The 18,513-nt window shown below is 54.6% G+C and carries 17 protein-coding genes, 1 tRNA gene and 1 pseudogene; 14 read left to right on the top strand and 5 right to left on the bottom strand.

All coding sequences use genetic code 11. From position 1 onward, the window contains the following. Both frdB and FYJ44_RS01975 read left to right on the top strand, forming a co-directional pair. Positions 1–287, top strand: a pseudogene (frdB, locus tag FYJ44_RS01970) (fumarate reductase iron-sulfur subunit); the annotation flags it as partial. Positions 288–350: 63 nt separating this feature from the next. Continuing rightward, complete coding sequence (locus FYJ44_RS01975; RefSeq protein WP_154508671.1) at positions 351–1,043, top strand: CBS and ACT domain-containing protein; 693 nt, start codon at positions 351–353, stop codon at positions 1,041–1,043. A 233-nt stretch (positions 1,044–1,276) separates the two neighbouring features. Here the strand turns inward: FYJ44_RS01975 and FYJ44_RS01980 are convergent, their stop codons facing one another. After that, complete coding sequence (locus tag FYJ44_RS01980) at positions 1,277–2,653, bottom strand: sigma-54 interaction domain-containing protein (RefSeq protein ID WP_154508673.1); 1,377 nt, start codon at positions 2,651–2,653, stop codon at positions 1,277–1,279. Between the two features lie 211 nt (positions 2,654–2,864). On the opposite strand from FYJ44_RS01980, the gene FYJ44_RS01985 reads away from it, so the two are divergent. Then, entirely contained in the window at positions 2,865–4,052 is a 1,188-nt protein-coding gene (locus tag FYJ44_RS01985) for a GGDEF domain-containing protein (RefSeq protein ID WP_154508675.1), read from the top strand. A gap of 852 nt (positions 4,053–4,904) precedes the next feature. On the opposite strand, the gene FYJ44_RS01990 is transcribed toward FYJ44_RS01985, so the two are convergent. The 3 genes from FYJ44_RS01990 to FYJ44_RS02000 all read right to left on the bottom strand — a co-directional run bounded on the left by FYJ44_RS01990 (position 4,905) and on the right by FYJ44_RS02000 (position 6,931). Then, entirely contained in the window at positions 4,905–5,087 is a 183-nt protein-coding gene (locus FYJ44_RS01990; protein ID WP_154508677.1) for a hypothetical protein, read from the bottom strand. Positions 5,088–5,573: 486 nt separating this feature from the next. Then, positions 5,574–5,649 (bottom strand) — tRNA-Ala (locus tag FYJ44_RS01995). 88 nt (positions 5,650–5,737) lie between these two features. Beyond that, positions 5,738–6,931: a pyridoxal phosphate-dependent aminotransferase gene (locus tag FYJ44_RS02000; RefSeq protein ID WP_154509291.1), complete on the bottom strand. Its 1,194-nt coding sequence runs from the start codon at positions 6,929–6,931 to the stop codon at positions 5,738–5,740. A 90-nt stretch (positions 6,932–7,021) separates the two neighbouring features. Here FYJ44_RS02000 and sfsA point away from each other — a divergent pair, with 90 nt between their 5' ends. The 6 genes from sfsA to FYJ44_RS02030 are packed head-to-tail and all read left to right on the top strand — an operon-like array spanning position 7,022 to position 12,043. Next, on the top strand, positions 7,022–7,852 hold the full coding sequence (sfsA, locus tag FYJ44_RS02005; protein WP_154508679.1) for a DNA/RNA nuclease SfsA: 831 nt from the start codon (positions 7,022–7,024) through the stop codon (positions 7,850–7,852). Between the two features lie 2 nt (positions 7,853–7,854). Next, positions 7,855–8,553, top strand: a complete 699-nt coding sequence (locus tag FYJ44_RS02010; protein WP_154508681.1) for a DapH/DapD/GlmU-related protein — start codon at positions 7,855–7,857, stop codon at positions 8,551–8,553. A 22-nt stretch (positions 8,554–8,575) separates the two neighbouring features. Continuing rightward, entirely contained in the window at positions 8,576–9,556 is a 981-nt protein-coding gene (locus tag FYJ44_RS02015) for an ATP-grasp domain-containing protein (protein ID WP_154508683.1), read from the top strand. Positions 9,557–9,568: 12 nt separating this feature from the next. Further along, positions 9,569–10,468, top strand: coding sequence for an NAD-dependent epimerase/dehydratase family protein (locus tag FYJ44_RS02020; protein WP_154508685.1), 900 nt, complete (start codon positions 9,569–9,571; stop codon positions 10,466–10,468). Then, entirely contained in the window at positions 10,449–11,057 is a 609-nt protein-coding gene (locus tag FYJ44_RS02025; protein ID WP_154508687.1) for a metallophosphoesterase family protein, read from the top strand. Before FYJ44_RS02020 ends, FYJ44_RS02025 begins: the two co-directional genes overlap by 20 nt. Before the next feature lie 26 nt (positions 11,058–11,083). Beyond that, on the top strand, positions 11,084–12,043 hold the full coding sequence (locus FYJ44_RS02030; protein WP_154508689.1) for a glycosyltransferase family 2 protein: 960 nt from the start codon (positions 11,084–11,086) through the stop codon (positions 12,041–12,043). Here FYJ44_RS02030 and FYJ44_RS02035 read toward each other — a convergent pair. Beyond that, a complete protein-coding gene (locus FYJ44_RS02035; RefSeq protein WP_154508691.1) occupies positions 12,011–13,183 on the bottom strand; it encodes an acyltransferase family protein in 1,173 nt (390 codons plus the stop codon). The genes FYJ44_RS02030 and FYJ44_RS02035 overlap by 33 nt on opposite strands. On the opposite strand from FYJ44_RS02035, the gene FYJ44_RS02040 reads away from it, so the two are divergent. The 5 genes from FYJ44_RS02040 (at position 13,182) to FYJ44_RS02060 (ending at position 18,450) form a co-directional block, all read left to right on the top strand. After that, a complete protein-coding gene (locus FYJ44_RS02040; protein WP_154508693.1) occupies positions 13,182–13,613 on the top strand; it encodes a GtrA family protein in 432 nt (143 codons plus the stop codon). The two genes, FYJ44_RS02035 and FYJ44_RS02040, sit on opposite strands and share 2 nt — an antisense overlap. A 12-nt stretch (positions 13,614–13,625) precedes the next feature. Next, positions 13,626–14,765 (top strand): dTDP-4-amino-4,6-dideoxygalactose transaminase, encoded by a 1,140-nt coding sequence (gene rffA / locus FYJ44_RS02045; RefSeq protein ID WP_154508695.1) that lies wholly within the window; start codon positions 13,626–13,628, stop codon positions 14,763–14,765. Next, a complete protein-coding gene (locus tag FYJ44_RS02050; protein WP_154508697.1) occupies positions 14,701–16,389 on the top strand; it encodes a glycosyltransferase family protein in 1,689 nt (562 codons plus the stop codon). The genes rffA and FYJ44_RS02050 overlap by 65 nt, the downstream gene beginning before the upstream one ends. A 32-nt stretch (positions 16,390–16,421) precedes the next feature. Beyond that, on the top strand, positions 16,422–17,711 hold the full coding sequence (locus FYJ44_RS02055; RefSeq protein WP_154508699.1) for a phenylacetate--CoA ligase family protein: 1,290 nt from the start codon (positions 16,422–16,424) through the stop codon (positions 17,709–17,711). Between the two features lie 85 nt (positions 17,712–17,796). Continuing rightward, positions 17,797–18,450, top strand: a complete 654-nt coding sequence (locus tag FYJ44_RS02060) for a hypothetical protein (RefSeq protein ID WP_154508701.1) — start codon at positions 17,797–17,799, stop codon at positions 18,448–18,450. Positions 18,451–18,513: the final 63 nt, after the last annotated feature.

The raw sequence follows: 18,513 nt of genomic DNA on the forward strand, positions 1-18,513 counted from the left end.
AGGATTTCATCGGGGCCACGGCCATCAACCGTATGGCCCGCTTTTACCTGGACCCGCGCGACAACCGCACCCCTGCGGACTACTACGAGCTGATCGGGGACGACAACGGGGTGTTCGGCTGCATGGGCCTGCTGGCCTGCGACAACGTCTGCCCCAAGCAACTGCCGTTGCAGGACCAGCTGGGCATCATGCGCCGCATGGTGTCCGCTGAATCCGTACGCGGCATCCTGCCGGAATTCCTGCGCAAAAAGCTTCAGGGCTGCGGGTGCGGCCAGAGCCACGCATAATCACGGAACAGCGGCCGCCCGCGTGACGCGGCGGCCCCGAAAATCGCCAAAAGGAAGCATGCCATGTTGATACTCGACTGGATGAAATCCAATGTGATCTCCGTGCCGCCGGATACCTCCCTGCTGCACTGCCGGAAGCTGTTCAAGGAGCACCAGATCAGCCGTCTGCCCGTGGTGGACGCGGACAAGGTGGTGGTGGGCCTGATTTCCGCCTCGGACATCAAGGAGTTTTCGCCGCAGCGCACCACGGGTCTTGAGATCCTGGAAGTGCTCGACATGCTCGGCGAAACCAAGGCCAAGCAGCTTATGACCGTGGACCCGGCGACCATCAATTACAAGGGCACGGTGGAGCAGGCCGCCACAAAAATGATTGAAAGGCGCGTGGCCTGCCTGCCGGTGGTCAACGATGAAGAAAAACTGGTGGGCATTCTCACCGAATGGGACATCTTCAAGGCCCTGGTCAGCATCAGCGGGGCCGCCATGCCCACGGGCGTGGAGATGGCCTTCAAGCTGGAGAACAGGCGCGGCACCCTGCGCGAGATTCTGGACCGGCTCAAGGAATACGGCGTGCGTATCTCCACGGTGCTGTCCATTATTTCCGACGACGGCATGCGCCAGGTGAAGATCCGCTTCTGGTCCGAGGACACTGCGGCGGAGGACAAGGCTCTGGAAGAGCTCAAAAACCATGCCGGGCTGCGCTACTGGGCCCGTAACGGCGAGGTTTACCTGCGCGACAAGCCGAACTTCGCGCTTTGATCCGTTTTCAGAGATTTCAAAGTTGAAATGCTCTGACGCCGCATACGGTGCGGCGCGCCGCGAAGCGGCGTGGATTCAGCCGGAAACCGGGCTTTTCGGCTGAATGAAGCTTTGAAAAAGCACAGCTTTTCAAACGTAATCTGCTCTAATGCGAGCGCGGAAGACCGCGCCCGGCCGGGAGCCGCGCCACAGGGTGCGGCCTCCCGGCCGCTTGTATGGGGGAAAGGACGTTCTCAGCGGCGGCTGATGCCGTACTTGCGCAGTTTTTCGTAGAGTGTGGCGCGCGCGATATGCAGCGTGCGCGCCGTGCGCGAGACGTTGCCGCCCTGTTCGGCCAGCACCTTGCGGATGACCACGGCCTCGGTGTCGGCCATGATGTCGGAAAGATCCCCGGCGGCCACGGTGCGCAGGGGCAGATCCGCGCTGGGCAGGGTGTCCGGCGGAAAGTCGTCCACCTCGATCAAGTCGCCGTGGCGCATGGTGGCCGCGTGGACCACGGCGTTGTGCAGCTGCCGCACGTTGCCCGGCCAGGAAAAGGCCAGCATGGCCGCCTCGGCTTCCGGCGAAAAGGTCAGATGTTCCAGCCCCATGCGTGAGAGTACGTAGCGGGCGATGGGCAGGATGTCGTCCGCACGGTCGCGCAGCGGCGGGATTTCCAGCACAAAGGTGTTGATGCGGTAGTAGAGATCCTCGCGAAAGGAGCCCGCGCTGAGCATGGCCGAGATATTCCGGTTGGTGGCCGCCACCAGACGGAAGTCCACATTACGGGCGTTGACCGAACCCACCCGGCAGATGCTGCGGCTTTCCAGCACGCGCAACAGCTTGGCCTGTATTTCGGGCGGCATTTCTCCGATTTCGTCCAGGAAGAGGGTGCCTTTGTCGGCCAGTTCGATCTGGCCGATCTTGCCGTCCTGATGCGCGCCGGAAAACGCGCCGCGCGCATAGCCGAAGAGTTCGGATTCAAAGAGATCCTTGGGGATGGCCGCGCAGTTGATGCTGACCAGCGGGCCCTCGGCGCGCGGGCTTTCGGCGTGCAGGGCGTGGGCGAACAGCTCCTTGCCCGCGCCCGTGGCTCCCAGAATCAGCACCGGCGCGTCCAGTTGGGCGTAGCTCTGCACCTGCTGCTTGAGGCGGCGCATGGGCGCGCTTTCGCCCAGAATGCTGCGCAGGCTGTACTGCGGCGACAGGCTGGCCTTGATCCGGCGTTTATACTGATTAAGGGTGTGCCCCAGATGGTCGATCTTGGAGGAGAGTTTTTTCAGCTCCTCAGGATCGTTGAAAATGGCTTGCGAGACCATACCCGCCAGCCGCCCCTGGCCGTCGCGCACCGGAATCCGGTTGACTATCACGGGCAGGGCGTTGCCCGGTCCGAGCTGGCAGAGTTCGCCCATTTCGGCCCGGCCGTCGCGCAGCACGACGCGCGCGCGCGAGTGGGGGATGATCTCGGTGATGTCGCGTCCCAGCAGTTCTTCGGGCCTCTGGCCCAGCAGATCGGCATAGGCCTTGTTCACAAAGCGGATGACGCCGTCCATATCGCAAAACAGCACGCCCATGGGCAGGCTGTCCAGAATGAGAGAGGTGACCTCGCTGTTTTTTGTGAAAGGGGACATGCGACACTCCTTGGCCGCGCCTCGCGTCAGGTGACTCCGGGGCGGCCGCTCTAATCCTTATACAGGCGGGCGGGGCTTGAGGCAAGTTCCTGCCGGGGCGGAGCGTCAGCTTTTCATTGAAGCGCGTCCGGGCCTGGTATATACTCTTTAAAATTTGTGCGCTGTAACCCGCACGCTCCACAAGGGGCTTCCCCCGGAATATGGATCGGTCATGAAAACGGATTCCAGCGGCACTCCGCTGTCCACCGCGGAAAGAAAAATCCCGCTCAGCGTCACCCTGGCCATCCTGGCCACGGCGATCTCTATTTTCGGCGTCTTTTATTCCCAGATGACCAAGGGCGTCAGCCACATGGTGCTGGAGCGCTCGGGCGCCATTTTCTCCTATGTGACCAACAGAATTCCGCCGCGCAGCCTGCTGGAGCTCAACAGCGCGGCGGATGAGGACCACCTCCTGTACGTGCAGGTTCAGGCCCTGCTCAAAAGCGTGCGGCAGCTCACGGCGGTGCGCTATCTCTACACGGCCAAGCTCAATGACGAGGGCAAAGCCGTTTACGTGGTGGACGGCCTTGATCCGGAGGCTGAAGACTTCCGCCATATCGGGGATCTCATCGAGCCCGAGGTGTTGCCCCTGCTGACGCGCTGCCTTCAGGGCCATTCCGCGCACGCCGCCAAGGTGCTGTATACGGAGTGGGGCGACGTGCTTCCGGCCTGCGAGCCCATCCGGCAGGACGGCCGCACGGTTGGGGCCATTGTCATGGAATTTGACGCAGGCCTCATTGGCGGGAGCATCCGCAAGGCCATGTCCATCAGCCTGCTCATTTCCTGCGTTCTGGTGGCGCTGTTCATTTTCGTCACTACCTGGCTGCTGCGTCGCCTTTCCGTGCCCCTGTATCGCAAGCTGGCCTATACCGACCTGCTGACCGGCATCAACAATCGCAATGCGTTTGAACTGGATACCAAACGCCTTCAGCGCAGCGAGCAGCAGGATCTGACCGTGCTGACCTGCGACCTGAACATGCTCAAAAACGTTAATGACCAGCGCGGCCATGCCGCGGGCGACGAATATATCATCAGCCTCGCGCGTCTGCTGGTGGAGCGGTTCAGGGACCGGGGCGAAACCTACCGGATCGGCGGCGACGAGTTCGCCACCCTGCTGCGAAATGCGGATGTGGACGCCCTGCGGGCTGAAATGGATGAACTGCACGCACAGGCTCTGAAAATTCAAGTGGCCGGGTTTCCGCTTTTTTTCGCCTACGGCATCGCCAGTTTTGACCCGGCGTGCGACGCCGACGTGCATGACACCATGACCCGCGCGGACGCTCAGATGTATGCCCACAAGCGCGCGTTGAAGCAAAAAGGGAAAAGGGAAGCGGCGCTGTCGCCGGAACAGAGTTTCTGATCCGCGCGGGACGCTGTCAGGCGAAGGGGCTTTCTTTACTGTGTGTGAACAGGCAGACATTCATATTCAGAGCGTCAGCCGATTTTTCCAGAGTCAGCAGCTTGCATGCCGCTATCTGTTATCTCACTACCGAGTGCCACCATGCGCTACCGGACATTGAGGATAAGGAAGTGCTTGAAATCATTATGCATGAGATTTGAGCGGGTATACGGATTGATTAAAATGTATAGTGACGGAACCGGAATATAGCACTGCTTGCCCGGAAGGTTGGCTGTCAATTTTCCGAGGAACGTGTGTCTGATTATGGCATTCAAGAGGCCGCCAGTTCAATTCTCTTCAGCGCCACCAGAAATATCAATGGGTTACGATGAAAGTCGCAAGGCCTTTTTCTGGGTTTTAGGCGAATTATCCCGCTTTTATACGGTTTTTTACGCACATCACGGTGCCGCTCTCACGCTGGCGCCGCGCTCACGCCGCCGCGACAAAGCAGACATGCGAACAGGACAGTCCACCACGCACTGGCCGCACACGTCCTCCGCACCCGCATACCGTCCTCATTTCTCAGGCATTGCGCAAGGCAGGCCAAACGGTCAAAACCACGCTCCGTCAATAGCGCCGTACACACAGGCCGCAACTACCGTCACGCTTGAACAGGCAGCGTCCTCCCGCACCAGCGGATCGGGCGGCATATTCTCCACGCCACTCTCGCGGCACAGAGCCTCCAAACGTTCCCACAGAAATTTTTCCAGCGTATCTCACATGCCTTCCCTTGCGGACTTGATAAAAAGGCATAGGGCCGTCAGCCCATGCCCATAAAAATAAAGTACTACGGGGTATGGCGTCCTTGCCAAGTTACCCTGCCGGGCTCTCCTCCTTGCCCTTTTCCGCGCCCGGCATTTCTGGTACACAGCCGCCATGAGTGGCATCATCTTTTGTCATTTTAGATACTTGGTTTGAGATTAGCATCTCTTGACGTTCTTTGTCATAAATAACTGGCGCAATGCCAATCGAATGTTTATTGTCATCAACAGCCATGTAAAATGGAATTTTTTGTAAAAATTTGTATTCTCAACAGAAAATCCAATTGCAAACCCTCTCCCATCATCAGCATATGTGCGCCATTGACTTAAAATATCTCCATGCTCAGAAAGACAACAAATAAACTTATTTGTCAAATTGTGAACTACAGTATTATATATATTGTTGAGTAATTGTTCATTTTTACCTTTTATAGTATTTTTTTCAAGTTCATCAATTAATATATTTTTATACCATACTCCTCCCATTGTATCATTCATCGTACTTGTGTCAGTGAGCCATAGCGATTTTGATTCAAGATAGCCTTAAATGACTGCGGAGAACAGTAATGTTATTATGTATATTCCCATAACATATTAAGCATCAAATGCAACAAAAACGAATAACACCATGGCGACTAAGCTCTAGTCTTTTCTACTAAGAGCCTCTCAAAACGCCAAACCCCCGATCATCTGTGTGATGATCGGGGGTTTTTAAGAAATCTGGTGGAGCTGGACAGAATTGAACTGACGGCCTCTTGAATGCCATTCAAGCGCTCTCCCAACTGAGCTACAGCCCCACGGCAAAAGGCATACTGCCCAAAAGGGCGGATTCTGTCAATGTTTTTTTGGATATTTTTCTCAGGACACCGTTTTCACTCTCCCGCCTCAGCGCCGGGCTTCCGTCGCCAGTTCGTCCAGAACTTCGCCCACGCGGGCCAACGCGTCGGCCAGCACATCGTCCGCCACAGCGTAGGAGAAGCGAATGCAGTTGTCGTCGCCGAAGGCCACTCCCGGCACCAGAGCCACATGGGCCTTGTCCAGCAGGTAGGTGCACAATTCCGTGGAATTATGCACCCGGTCGCCGTAGCACTGATGCACGTCCACAAAGAGGTAGAAGGCCCCGTCGGGTTTGGGGCAGATAGCCCACGGCCAGCTTCCGATGATCTTCAGGGCCAGATCGCGGCGGCGCATGAAGGCCGCACGCATCTCGGCCACACAGTCCATGGGGCCTTCCAGCGCTGCCAGGGCGGCCTTCTGGGACACGGAACAGATGCTGGAGGTGCTGTGTCCCTGCATGGAGGAGATTTTTTTGATCAGATCCGGGTGCGCGGCCAGGAAGCCCACGCGCCAGCCGGTCATGGCGTAGCTTTTGGACAGGCCGTTGAGCACGGCCACCAGTTCGGAGCAGTGCTCGAACCAGGTGATGGCGCTGGTCATCCGCGCGGGCGGGAAGACCAGTTGATCGTAAATTTCGTCCGCCAATACAAAAATATTCCGCGCCAGGGCCCAACGCATAATCTGCATGAATTCCCGGTCTGAATAAACCGCGCCCGTGGGATTGCTGGGGGAATTAAGGATCAGCAGCCGGGTTTTATCCGTGGTCTTCTCCTCAAGCATGAGGGGCGTGACCTTGAAGTTGCGTTCGGGCCCGGCATGCACGGTCACAGGCACGCCGCCCGCCAGTTCGACCATGTCGGGATAGCTCAGCCAGTAAGGCGCGGGGATCAGCACCTCGTCGCCGGGGTTGATGGTGGCCTGCATAAAATTGTAGAGACAGTGTTTGCCGCCCGCGCCAATGATGATGGATTCCATGGGCACGGATACGCCGTAGGTCCGCTGGAAATAGCCGCCCGCGGCCTTGCGCAGTTCCGGAATGCCAGGCACGGCGGTGTAACGGCAGAAATTGGCGTCAATGGCAGCTTTGGCCGCGTCGCAGATATGTTTGGGCGTGGGAAAATCCGGCTCGCCCACGGCCAGGCTGGTCACGTCCACACCCTGAGCTTTGAGTTCCAGGGCCCGGCTGTTGACACTGAGAGTCAGAGAAGGTTTGATGCTGCGCAAGCGGTCGGAAATCTGCATGGAAGGCTCCTTCACGTTATGCATGCGGACGCGGCTGGAAAAAGCGGGAAAATCTGTCGCTTTTTTTAGCAGGTTCAAAGCGGGGTGTAAATGTGTGAAACCTCTGAAGACACGGTGGCGGCCGGGCCGGAGAAGCCGCTGCTGCCGTTGCCGCCGGGCTGTGTGACCGGCGCTTTTGTACAACGGCGCAAGCGCTTCAGCGTGGAGCTGCTTCTGAACGGCGCATCGGTCTGGGTGCACAGCAACAATTCGGGCAGCATGCTGGGTCTGACCCGGCCCGGCGCGCCGGTGCTGGCCTCCCCGGCCACCAACCCTGCACGCAAGCTCAAATACACCCAGGAATGCGTCTGGCTGACGGAAAGCGCCGTGCCCAGCGGCCCGGCAGACTCCGGTCCGGAACACGGGCGAGGCTTCTGGGTGGGAGTCAACACCAGCGTGCCCAACCGTATGCTGGAGGCGGCGTTCAGGGCCGGACGGCTGGACTTCGCGGCAGGGTACGCCACTCTGGCCCGCGAGGCCAAACGCGGCCAGAGCCGCCTGGACGGCCTGTTCACCGGGCCGGACTTGCCGCCGCTCTGGGTGGAATGCAAGAACGTAACCATGGTGGAGGACGACGCGGCCTGCTTTCCGGACGCGGCCAGTGAGCGCGGCCAAAAACACTTGCGCGAGCTCATGGATATTGTTAGGTCGGGCGAGCGTGCGGCCATGTTCTACCTGGTGCAGCGCCCCGACGGACATTGCTTCGCCCCGGCGGATTTCATCGACCCGGTCTATGCGGAGCTGTTTTACGAAGCGACGGCCTGCGGGGTGGAAATATATCCTTACAGGGCCGCAATAAGCCCGCGCGGCGTGGATCTGGGCGGGCTGCTGCCGGTGCGAGATGTTTCGAAGGGTAGAAATGGAAATTTTTCTAGGTGGTAATAATGGGGAAAAAGTTATTAATTTTTGGTATTGGGATGTTTTGTGAAACTTTGATAAGCACACTATCTGCGGAACAGCGGCGGGTTCCGGATGTTTATACAGTTGATTCAAAATATTGTAATAGAGATATGTATTGTGGGAAACCGCTAATTCCATTTGAAGAAATAGAATCATATTGCAATCCAGAAGAATATGAATTTATTACTGCTGTCGGCTATGCAAAGTTGAATCATGTAAGGCTGGAAAAGTCTTCTGTCTTGCGCAATAAAGGATACTCATCTTTGTCCTTTGTGAGTAAATACGCAAGAATATCTCCAGATATTGAAATCCCAGAAGGGTCAATAATTTTTGAAAATGTAGTGATTCATCCCTTTGTAACATTGGGAAAAGATAACATAATTTTGCCTAATAACTATATAGGGCACCATTCAACGATTGGGAATGCTTGTTATTTTGGCCCAAATGCTTGTATTTGCGGCAAGGTTCATATTGGAGACTGCTGTTTTGTTGGAGCTAATGCAACGGTAAGAGATTTTGTGACGGTAGGTTCATCATGTATTATCGGCGCTGGAAGTGTACTTATGCGGAACCTAAGCGCTGGATGTTTGTGTAATGTTGGCGAATCAACGGTTATTTCTGATAAGGCTGCGTCCATTGATTTAACGAATCCCAATATTATGAGAAGCAATAATAAAAACTAATTTGTTATATATAGATATAATAATGAAAAAAAATATACTTATTCTTGGCGTTTCTGGGAATGTCTCACAAGGGATTGTGATGGCTCTTCGTAATAATAAAATATGTATTAATATTGTTGGAGCATGTGTTTTCCAAGATTCTATTGGTAAATATTTAGTGGATAAATTTTTTGTATCACCTTATGCCGATGCGCCAGATTTTATCCCTTGGCTTATACGTATATGCAATGAAGAAAAAATAGACTTTATTTTTTCTGGTGTTGAGGAAAATATCAAAGTTATATCTGAATATAGCGATTATATTAAGCGTTCAACTCCGGCAAAGTTTGTTGTGGCAAGTCCAGAGCAATTACGTATTGGAAATGATAAATATTTAACCGCTCAATGGCTGAAGGCGCAGGGCCTGAATTACCCTCGTTACGCAATGCTGGATAATAGTAACGAATTGGAAAAGCTTATGTCTGATGTGGCTTTTCCTGTTATAGGAAAACCTACAGGAGGAAAAGGATCACACGGCGTACAGATGCTTGAATCTATGGAAGATCTAGAGCTATTGCGTAAAAAGTGCACTGGCGTGCCATATGTTATCCAAGAATTACTGGGTGATGAATGTGATGAATACACTGTCGCAACATATCGGACGCAATATAATGTTTTTGCAGGTATGATAGTGATGCAAAGGCAACTTAAAAATGGGACGACCGTGTTGGCCAGTACGGTGCATAATGAAATTATTTTTGCTGAATGTCGTAGGATTTCGGATGCGTTTAACGCTGTCGGCCCATTGAATATTCAATTGCGTATGCATAAAGGTGTGCCGACATGTTTTGAACTTAATGTGCGGTTTTCAGGTACGGTCCCTATGCGTGACCTTCTCGGTTTTAAGGATGCTTTTGCTTGTTTACGTGAATATTGCTTTGAAGATGGGAAAGTCGAAAAATACCTTGAACCGAGAGATGGAAAAGTTATTCGCTATGAAAGCGTGATGCTCGTCTCGTCTTGAACAGAGAAAAATATGAATAGAGTTTTGCTAACTGGCTCCAATGGCTTTATAGGCTCGGCAGTACTTGAGCATTTACAGGAAGCGTTTGAGGTTATCCAAGTTCTAAGAAGTAGCAGGCGCGTTTCTGGCGCTATGGGTGTCATTGAAGCCACGCTGGGCGAAGCGGAGTTTTGTGAAAAAATATTAAAAAAAATTGAATGCTGTGATGCCATCGTACACATTGCAGCGGCAATATCATTTGATAATTTTGATGAGGCTATTGTAAAAACAAATTGTTTGGGCAGCATGCAGATGGCCCGCCTTGCGCGTAAGCTGGGTTGTCGCGTTTTTATCTATCTTTCTAGTGTCCAGGTCATAGGCGCGCCGTCTATCCTGCCGCTTACGGAAAATCATCCAGAAAAACCACTGACTGTCTATCATGCATCAAAGCTTTTCGCTGAGCATGCACTCAAAGCTGCTTTGGGGGAGACAATTCGCGTCATTGTGTTGCGTATCCCCTCTCCGGTGGGCTGGGGAATGCCGCCGGATAAAATTTTACCTACCTTTATACGTCAATGCCTTAAGAATAAGGATTTAATGATTGCGGGAAACGGTAAGCGCGTGCAAAATTATCTTGACGTGCGTGACGTCGCTTTGGCTGTTGGGGTGGCTTTGAAGAATTTGCGGGCACAAGGTGTTTATAATATTGTTTCGCCGAAGAGTTACTCTAATCTTGAGTTAGCAAAATTATGTATCTCCCTCTGTAAGTCTTGTTCAAATGTTACTTTTAGTCATAAAAAAGATTTAGAAGAAAACAATCAATGGTTTTTTGCAGATGATAAGCAGCGTAATGAGTTAAAATTCTTGCCGAAATTTTCTTTAGAAGATACAATTTTACAAATAAAAAATAGATATGAAAATTCTTATTTTTAGTGATGTCCATGCTAATATGGACGCTTTAAATATTTTGTATGAAGAATTTTCTGTTTGTGATTTATCTATATGTCTAGGTGATATCGTTGGATACTACTGTCAGGTTAATGAAGTCTCTGAATTTTTGCAAAAGAAAAAAACTATATGTCTCCTTGGAAACCATGATAACTATGTATTGAACGGTATTACACGTAATGTAAATGAGCGTGTACTCCAAGGGATTGCATATGCCCGGGCTCATCTTACAGAAAAAAATTTGAATTGGCTTGCAACCCTTGATAGCTCATGTCAAATGTCTATAGACGGAAGATTGTTTTTTTGTTGCCATGGAAGCCCTTGGGATCCACTTGAGGAATACCTTTACGCCGATAACCCTCATTTAGCCAATCTCGTATCTTTGCCCTATGATGCCATTTTTTGGGGACATACACATCGCCCCTATTGCAGAGAAGAGCATGGTAAATTATTTGCAAATCCAGGCTCGGTGGGGCAGCCGCGCCATGCCAAAAACAAGGTGTGCGCACTGCTCTTTGATAGTAAAAATTTTACTTTACATTTTATAGAAAAAGAAATTGTGTGTTTTCCTTAATTTCTTTCTTAAAGAGAAAGTAATCTATGAAATTATCAATCGCAGTCCCGTGGTATAAAAGCAGAGAATCTGTGCAGGCTCTTTATGACCGCGCTCTCATTGTATTTGACTCTATGTCTGATTTTGACCAAATAGAGTTTGTATTTGTTGAGGATGGGGGTAATGACGGGACATGGGAAGAATTGATAAAGCTTGCCCATAAAGATAGCCGCGTGAAAGTTGCGCGATTTTCACGTAATTTCGGTCAGCACCATGCTCTTACAGCTTGCCTTGATCTGAGCGAGGGGGATTGGGTAGTGGTCATGGACTGCGATATGCAGGATAGGCCGGAAGAAATTCCTCGTTTGTATGCGAAGACAAAAGAGGGCTTTGACATGGTTTGCGCACGTCGTGGCAAACGCCAGGATAGGTTTTGGAAGCGCCTGAGTTCTCGTTTCTTTATGGCTACTTTTAATTGGCTTTCGGGAATGAATTACGATGGAGAAGTGGGTAATTTTCGTATTCTCTCTCATAAAATGGTACAGGCATATCGGCGCATGGGAGAAAGCACACGTAACATTCCCGGCCAATTGCATTGGCTTGGTTTTAAAACGGGATTTATAGATGTAGTGCATGGAGCCCGTTACTCTGGCAAGAGTTCTTATACGTTGCCAAAACTTATCGGTTTGGCTTTGGATTCTATCATCGCCTATTCCAACAAGCCTCTACGCCTGTCCATCCGTGTGGGGGTGGGGCTTATGGTGTTTTCTCTGTGTATGGCGGCCTGGATATTTGCTCGAAAGATTTTCTGGGGCATCCCCATCAGCGGCTGGGCCAGCCTCATGGTGTCGGTGTGGTTTATTGGCGGTATAATTATCGGGAATTTGGGTATTATTGGTATGTATCTCGGGCGCATTTATGATGAAGTTAAGGGAAGGCCTGTTTATATTATTGATGAAAGTATCAATATATCTTTACAAGACAGCTCTAATAGAAGACATATGTAATAATTTTTGACATTGTTGTACCAATATTTTTTCAAATTTATCCAAAATTAAGGCAATTGGAAGGCACAGGCAGAGGCTGCTGAAAAGAATGAAAAGCGGATTTTTTGTTGCATAAACAAGATTATGCAGTAAAAAGCCGATAATAAATATGTGAAAAAGAAAAATGGAATAAGAGTGATTGCCCAGCAGTGCAAAAAAACGAAATGTGCATGATCCATATGGTATGGTGGACCATATAAGTATAATCAAAGCGGTCGCGAGAAAGGTGTCACCGCAGAAAGGATGCCCGGGATTCTCAAAGCCCAAGCGTATCCAGCTCACGATCAGACAAACTGTTGCACAAGCCATTAGTAACGGAATGCGCGGCCATTGTGTACTTTTTTCGATCCAGTAATGCTTTGCCAGAAGCATGCCCCAAATAAAAGCAAATGACTGTTGGCGGATGATGGCGTTGATAAACCATACGTCGAATATATCTATGGCCGCCGCTGCAACAGCCAATATTTCAAGCCCCCAGCGGGTTCCGGCCAGCCGGTAAAAGGCGGGGAAGAATGCGTACATAGTAAGAATGGCAGTCATGAACCACCATGTGGGATTATAGCCATACATGCCAAAATACATTTGGATGCCAAGCAGATTGGCGATAAGCTTAAGGGAAATATAATCGCCGAACGCCGCAGCTAAGCTGTGATCTGTAAAGATAAGCGTCAGTGGAACAAAGATCAGCCAGACCAAAAAATAGGTCGGATAAAGACGCAGTAGCCGTTTTTTATAAAACTCAAATGTATTGAGCGGATTACGTTGGCTGGAACGGTAAAGGCCAAATCCGGAAAGTAGAAGAAACAGGGCGACAGTGGATTTGCAGACTATAGCGAGGCTATGCCAGAAAGGATATCCTGCCACAAACCAGTCATCATAGCCATCGCTGGGTGTGAAAAAGAGATGGTGGCAGAGCAGCATACAGACAGCGACGCCTTTGAGCAGTGCCGTCTCGGGTGGGCCAAAATTCCATTTTCGCGCGAACGCCTCGTTTCCCATTGGGGCCTCACTTTTATCCGGCGACAGAGTATAAGCAAAAGAACCATTGCCAGGCAATACGGCATTGACGCCCGTCTCGCTGCTTGCTATTCCCCGCTTCATGATAAGCTCGTTGCGCCGCCTGCTGGCCGGGCGCTCCCTGCGTCAGCTCATCCGCTACGGCGTTGTGGGCGTGGCCCAGAATGTCGTCGGGTACGGCATCTATCTTTTTTTCACATGGCTGGGCGCGGACCCCAAGCTGGTGGTGGGCGTATCCTATCCGCTTGCCATGCTGGTTTCTTTTTTAGGCAACAAAAAGTATACATTTGGTTATAAGGGCGGCACGGCAGGTGCAGGGGGGCGGTTTTTGCTGGCTCACGCCTGCAGCTACAGTATCAATCTGGGCATGCTCTATGTCTGTGTGGACAAGTTCGGCTACCCGCATCAGCTGGTGCAGCTCGCGGCCATCTTCGTTTGCGCCGCCTTTTTGTTTCTGGCGCTTAAATTCTATGTGTTCGCGGTCCGGCCCGCGCCGGCTCCGCAACAGCCTTAACCGGAGGCCGTCATGCCCGAACATATTCCTTTCAACTGGCCGCACATGACCGGCAAGGAACTCTATTATATCGCCGAGGCTCATTTTAACGGTAAACTGGCCGGCGACGGCCCGTACACCAAGCGTTGCCACCACCGGCTGGAAAAACTGAGCGGCTGCCTTAAGGCCCTGCTCACGCATTCCTGCACGGCGGCTTTGGAAATGCAGGCCTTGCTGCTGGACATCCGGCCCGGCGATGAGGTGATCATGCCTTCCTATACCTTTGTCTCCACAGCCAACGCCGTGGTGCTGCGCGGCGGCGTGCCCGTGTTCGTGGATATCCGCGAGGATACGCTGAACATCGACGAAGGCCTCATTGAGGACGCCGTCACTCCGCGCACCCGTGCCATTGCGCCAGTGCATTACGCGGGCGTGGGGTGCGAGATGGACGCCATCATGGAAATTGCCCAACGGCGCGGCCTCAAGGTCGTGGAGGACGCGGCCCAAGGCTTTATGTCCACGTATAAGGGGCGGGCACTGGGCAGCATAGGCCATCTGGGCGCGTACAGTTTTCATGAAACCAAGAACGTCATTTCCGGCGAGGGCGGCGCCCTGCTGGTCAATGATCCGGATCTGGTGCAGCGGGCCGAGATCATTCGCGAAAAAGGTACGGATCGCAGCCGCTTCTTCCGGGGAGAGGTAGATAAATACACTTGGCAGGAAGCCGGTTCTTCCTATCTGCCGGGTGAGCTCATTGCCGCCTTTCTCTGGGCGCAGTTGGAAGAAGCCGGCGAGATTACCGAAAATCGCATAGCGCGTTGGCGGCGTTATCATGAGATGCTGGAGCCGCTGGAAAAGGAAGGCCTTCTGCGCAGGCCGGTGATTCCGGCCCATTGCCTTCACAACGCACATATGTACTATGTTCTGCTCGCGCCGGATATTGACCGCCAGCCCGTACTGGATGAGCTCAAAAAGCAGGGCATCTATGCTGTCTTCCACTATGTGCCCCTGCACTCCGCGCCTGCCGGGCGGCGCTACGGGCGGGCTCATGGCGCCATGAGCCGGACCGACAATTTGTCGGTCCGCTTGATTCGTCTTCCTCTCTGGCATGGTCTGCCGCGCGCCGCGCAGGAGAGGACGGTGGAATCGCTCTATACGGCATTACACCGCTAAATTCATGGTGCAAGACAGCGCATGTTTTTCTGAGACTGACCGGGAAGCCATGTCCGTTCAATATCCGGTCTATCAACCCCGCTCGGGGGTATGGTCTCTGCTGGTGGTGTTTGTCAGCACGGTTTGTCCCAGACTGATTTCTCTGGGATCTTTCCCGTATATGGACGAGGGCTTTTATGCATATTGGGCCCAGTTCATCCACCGGAGCTTGGCCCAAGGGCAAGGTCTGCCTGACGCCGGGGGCTTCATGTTGTATCCCTTGCTGCTTTCCTGGCTGTGCGCTTTGCCGGGCAATGCGCTTGTCTGGCTGCGTTTGGCGGATATGCTGGTGGCCGCTTGGGCCGGATGGCTGTTCTGCCGCCTCCTCGTGCGGGAAAGCCGCAGCGCCGTGGGAGGCATGCTGCTGGCGCTGGCTTTTCTTACCGCCATGAATTTGCCGGCAGTAATCCAGGCCGGATTTAAAAACAGTATTTTTGCCGCGTACATTCCTCTCTTTCTGGCTCTGGATCTGGCACGGGAGAAAGACGAGCGCAGCCCGAGCTGGTTCGCCGCGGGCGTGTTGACCGCCTTGGGAGTTCTGCTGCGCGAGCCTTTCGCCATTTTCGCCGTGGCGGGCGCCGTCGCCGTCTGGTTGGGGCGTGGACCCCGGGCTCTCTGGCGTTACGTTGCGGGCGGTTTTTTCGGCGGGCTTCTGCTTCTGGCTCTGACAGGCTTACTGCGTGGCGGCGTAGCCGAACTGATCCAATTCTATGTCCAGACCGGGGCCATTTATGGGCCGGAGGCCGGGCGTGTCTGGCACAAATTCGTCAACAACGGGCAGGGAGCCTTGCGGGAATTCTGGCCTCTACTGCTCCTGACAGCCGGCGCGGCAATACTTTTTTGGCGTCAGACAGCTAGGGGCACGCGCGGGCGGGCCTGGTTCTGGCTGGTTCTGGCGTTACTGCCCCTGCTGGAGCCGTTGAGCAAAATCGGATTCGTTTACCACTTTGCGGTTGTCCTGCCAGGTTGCGCGGGTTTGTGCGCCCTCACCTGGGGCAGGGTTCTGCGTGTTTCGTCCCGTCTGCGGCGGGGAGGCGTGGTTGCGCTTTGTCTGGCTTGGGTCATTTTGCTTGCCGCTCTGCCTGGGATGGGGCAAGCGCGCATGACGTTGGACGTGTTGGGCGCGTTTCCTTCCCCCGTCTGGCCGGAGAGATATATCCCGGAATCCAATACGCTGCTGGCAGGGCGTGCCATTCGCGCGGCTCTGCCCCCGAGTGGGACATTGAGCATCAGCGGCTTCATGTATTTTCTTTATCCCGTGACCGGCGCGCTTCCGTCCGGCCCGGCCATGAGTGACCTGAGTCGCACGTTCATCTTGGCCGGTTGTGATCCGTTCCGTTTTGAAAAAACATTGTGCGAGAATCCTCCGGATGTCCTGGTGGTAGGTGAAACCCATGGCGAGCATTCAGCAATTTTTACGGAGGCCTTGCAGCATGCGGTGGAAAAGAGCGGTCTTTATGTTCGCGTGGCCGAGATTCCTATAGACAGGAAGAAAAATTACGGTTGGATCGGTTGTGCTGTCTATCGCCGGGCAGTTCCTCCTCCGAGAGAGCGTATTGACAGGGCTTTGCCGCAGGGGACATAAGGCGGACAGAGCAAGACAATTAAGGAGAGCCCATGCCCGAGCGCGACTATCGCTTTATTCCCCGGCTCACGGACGAGCAGATCCGGCAGGTGCAGCTGGAAGGCCTGCGCTACACCTTGCGTCAGGCCCGCAATTCGCCGCAGTACCGGGCGCGCCTGGAGGCGTGCGGCGCGCAGGCCGAGGACATCCGCAGTCTGGACGATCTGCGTCTGCTGCCCACGGTGGACGTGGAAGACCTGCGCGAGGGCTACCCCCTGCCGCTGCTCTGCGTGCCGGAAAAAGAGGTGGTGCGCATCCATGCTTCCAGCGGCACCACGGGCAAGCGCAAAATTCTGGCCTACAGCCGCCGCGATATTGAGACGTTCAGCACCCAGATGGCCCGTTGCTACGAGTTGGCCGGGCTCACGCCCGAAGACCGGATGCAGGTGGCCGTGGGCTATGGCCTGTGGACCGCCGGCGCGGGCTTTCAGTTGGGCAGCGAGCTGTTCGGCATGCTGACCATCCCCGTGGGGCCGGGCAATCTTGAAATGCATCTGCAACTGCTCAGGGATGTGGGGGCCACCTGCTTCGGCGCTACGGCTTCCATGGCCCTGCTGTTGGCCGAGGAGGTGGAGCGCGCCGGCATCCGTGACCAAATCCGCCTGCGCAGGATGATCTGCGGGGCCGAGACGCGCAGCGAAAAGATGCGTCTGGCCATTGAAAGCAAGCTGGGCCTGGAAGGCAGTTACGACATCGCGGGCATGACCGAAATGTACGGTCCGGGCACGGCCATGGACTGCGACGCGCACGAAGGCCTGCATTACTGGGCGGACCTTTTCATCATCGAAGTGCTGGACCCGGACACCCTTCAGCCCGTGCCCGAGGGCGAAGTGGGCGAGATGGTGGTCACCAGCCTGCGCAAGGAGGCCGTACCCCTGTTGCGCTACCGCACCCATGATCTGACCCGCCTGCTGCCGGGCCGCTGTTCCTGCGGCCTGAATATGCCCCGGCACGACCGCATTCTCGGCCGCTCCGACGACATGATCATCTACCGGGGCGTGAACATCTACCCCGGCCAGATCATGGAAGTCATCGGCCGGTTCCCGGAGCTGGGCGGCGAATACCAGATGGAGCTGACCAGGGACGAGCGTTCTCTGGACCATCTGGCCCTGACCGTGGAACGCGCCCAAGGGCGGCACTCCGGCAACGACGAGGCCCTGGCCCAGGCCGTGGAGCGGCGGCTGCACAAGGCCATCCTGGCGCGCATGGAGGTACGGGTGGCGGATTACGCCAGCCTGCCGCGCACCTTCAGCAAGTCCAAGCGGATCGTGGACAAGCGCTGAGAGCGCCGGAACTTGCCCGGCGCGGCATCCGCGCCGCCCTTTTCCTCAATCTGCGTGGCGGCGGGCATTGTTGGAGGATGCGGGTATGAAGCGTTGCGTTGGATTCTGCTTGGCCTGCTGCGCGTTGCTGCTCTGCGCCTGCGGTTCCCGTTACGCGGTGAGCGTGGATTCCCTGCGCGATCCGGACGCGCCTGTCGCGGGCGGGCCGTGTTTGCTGATCCCCGGCAATGTGGATGTGGGGGCGGACGATCTGCTCTTCCGGGAAGTGAGCCGCCTGCTGGAGCCCGCATTCCGCGAGGCCGGCTATCCGCCCGCGACGCAACGCAAGGGCGCGGCCTATGTGGCGAAAATTTCCTACTGGCCGGGCGAGCCCGTCACCACCGTAGAAACCGGCATCGAACGGGGCTACCGGCCCATCCGCTACCGGGGCAGGGTGCGGTATGTGCCGGTGGAACGGACCACCATGACGGAACGCACCGTCTATTCGGTTCATCTGCTCCTGGAATGCTACGCCGCCGCGTCCTCTTCTCCCGGTGATCCGGCCGCCCCGGAAGAGCGTCTGGGCCCGCAGGTCTGGCGCACCGAAGTCAGCGTTTCCGGCAAGCGGGATGACTTCAGGGCCCTGCTGGCCGGAACCGTGCCCGCCCTGAACGGCACACTGGGCACACGCACCGACGGCGCGCGCCGTTTTACGGTGGTCATGGCGGACGACGGCGAGTTCTCCATTTCGGAAAATTAGGGACTGTTTCGTTTTAAAACGCTACACAGTTCAAAGTTGCCATTTGGGGAAAGGCGTCGTTAT

Source organism: Desulfovibrio porci (assembly GCF_009696265.1).
Lineage (GTDB): Bacteria > Desulfobacterota > Desulfovibrionia > Desulfovibrionales > Desulfovibrionaceae > Desulfovibrio > Desulfovibrio porci.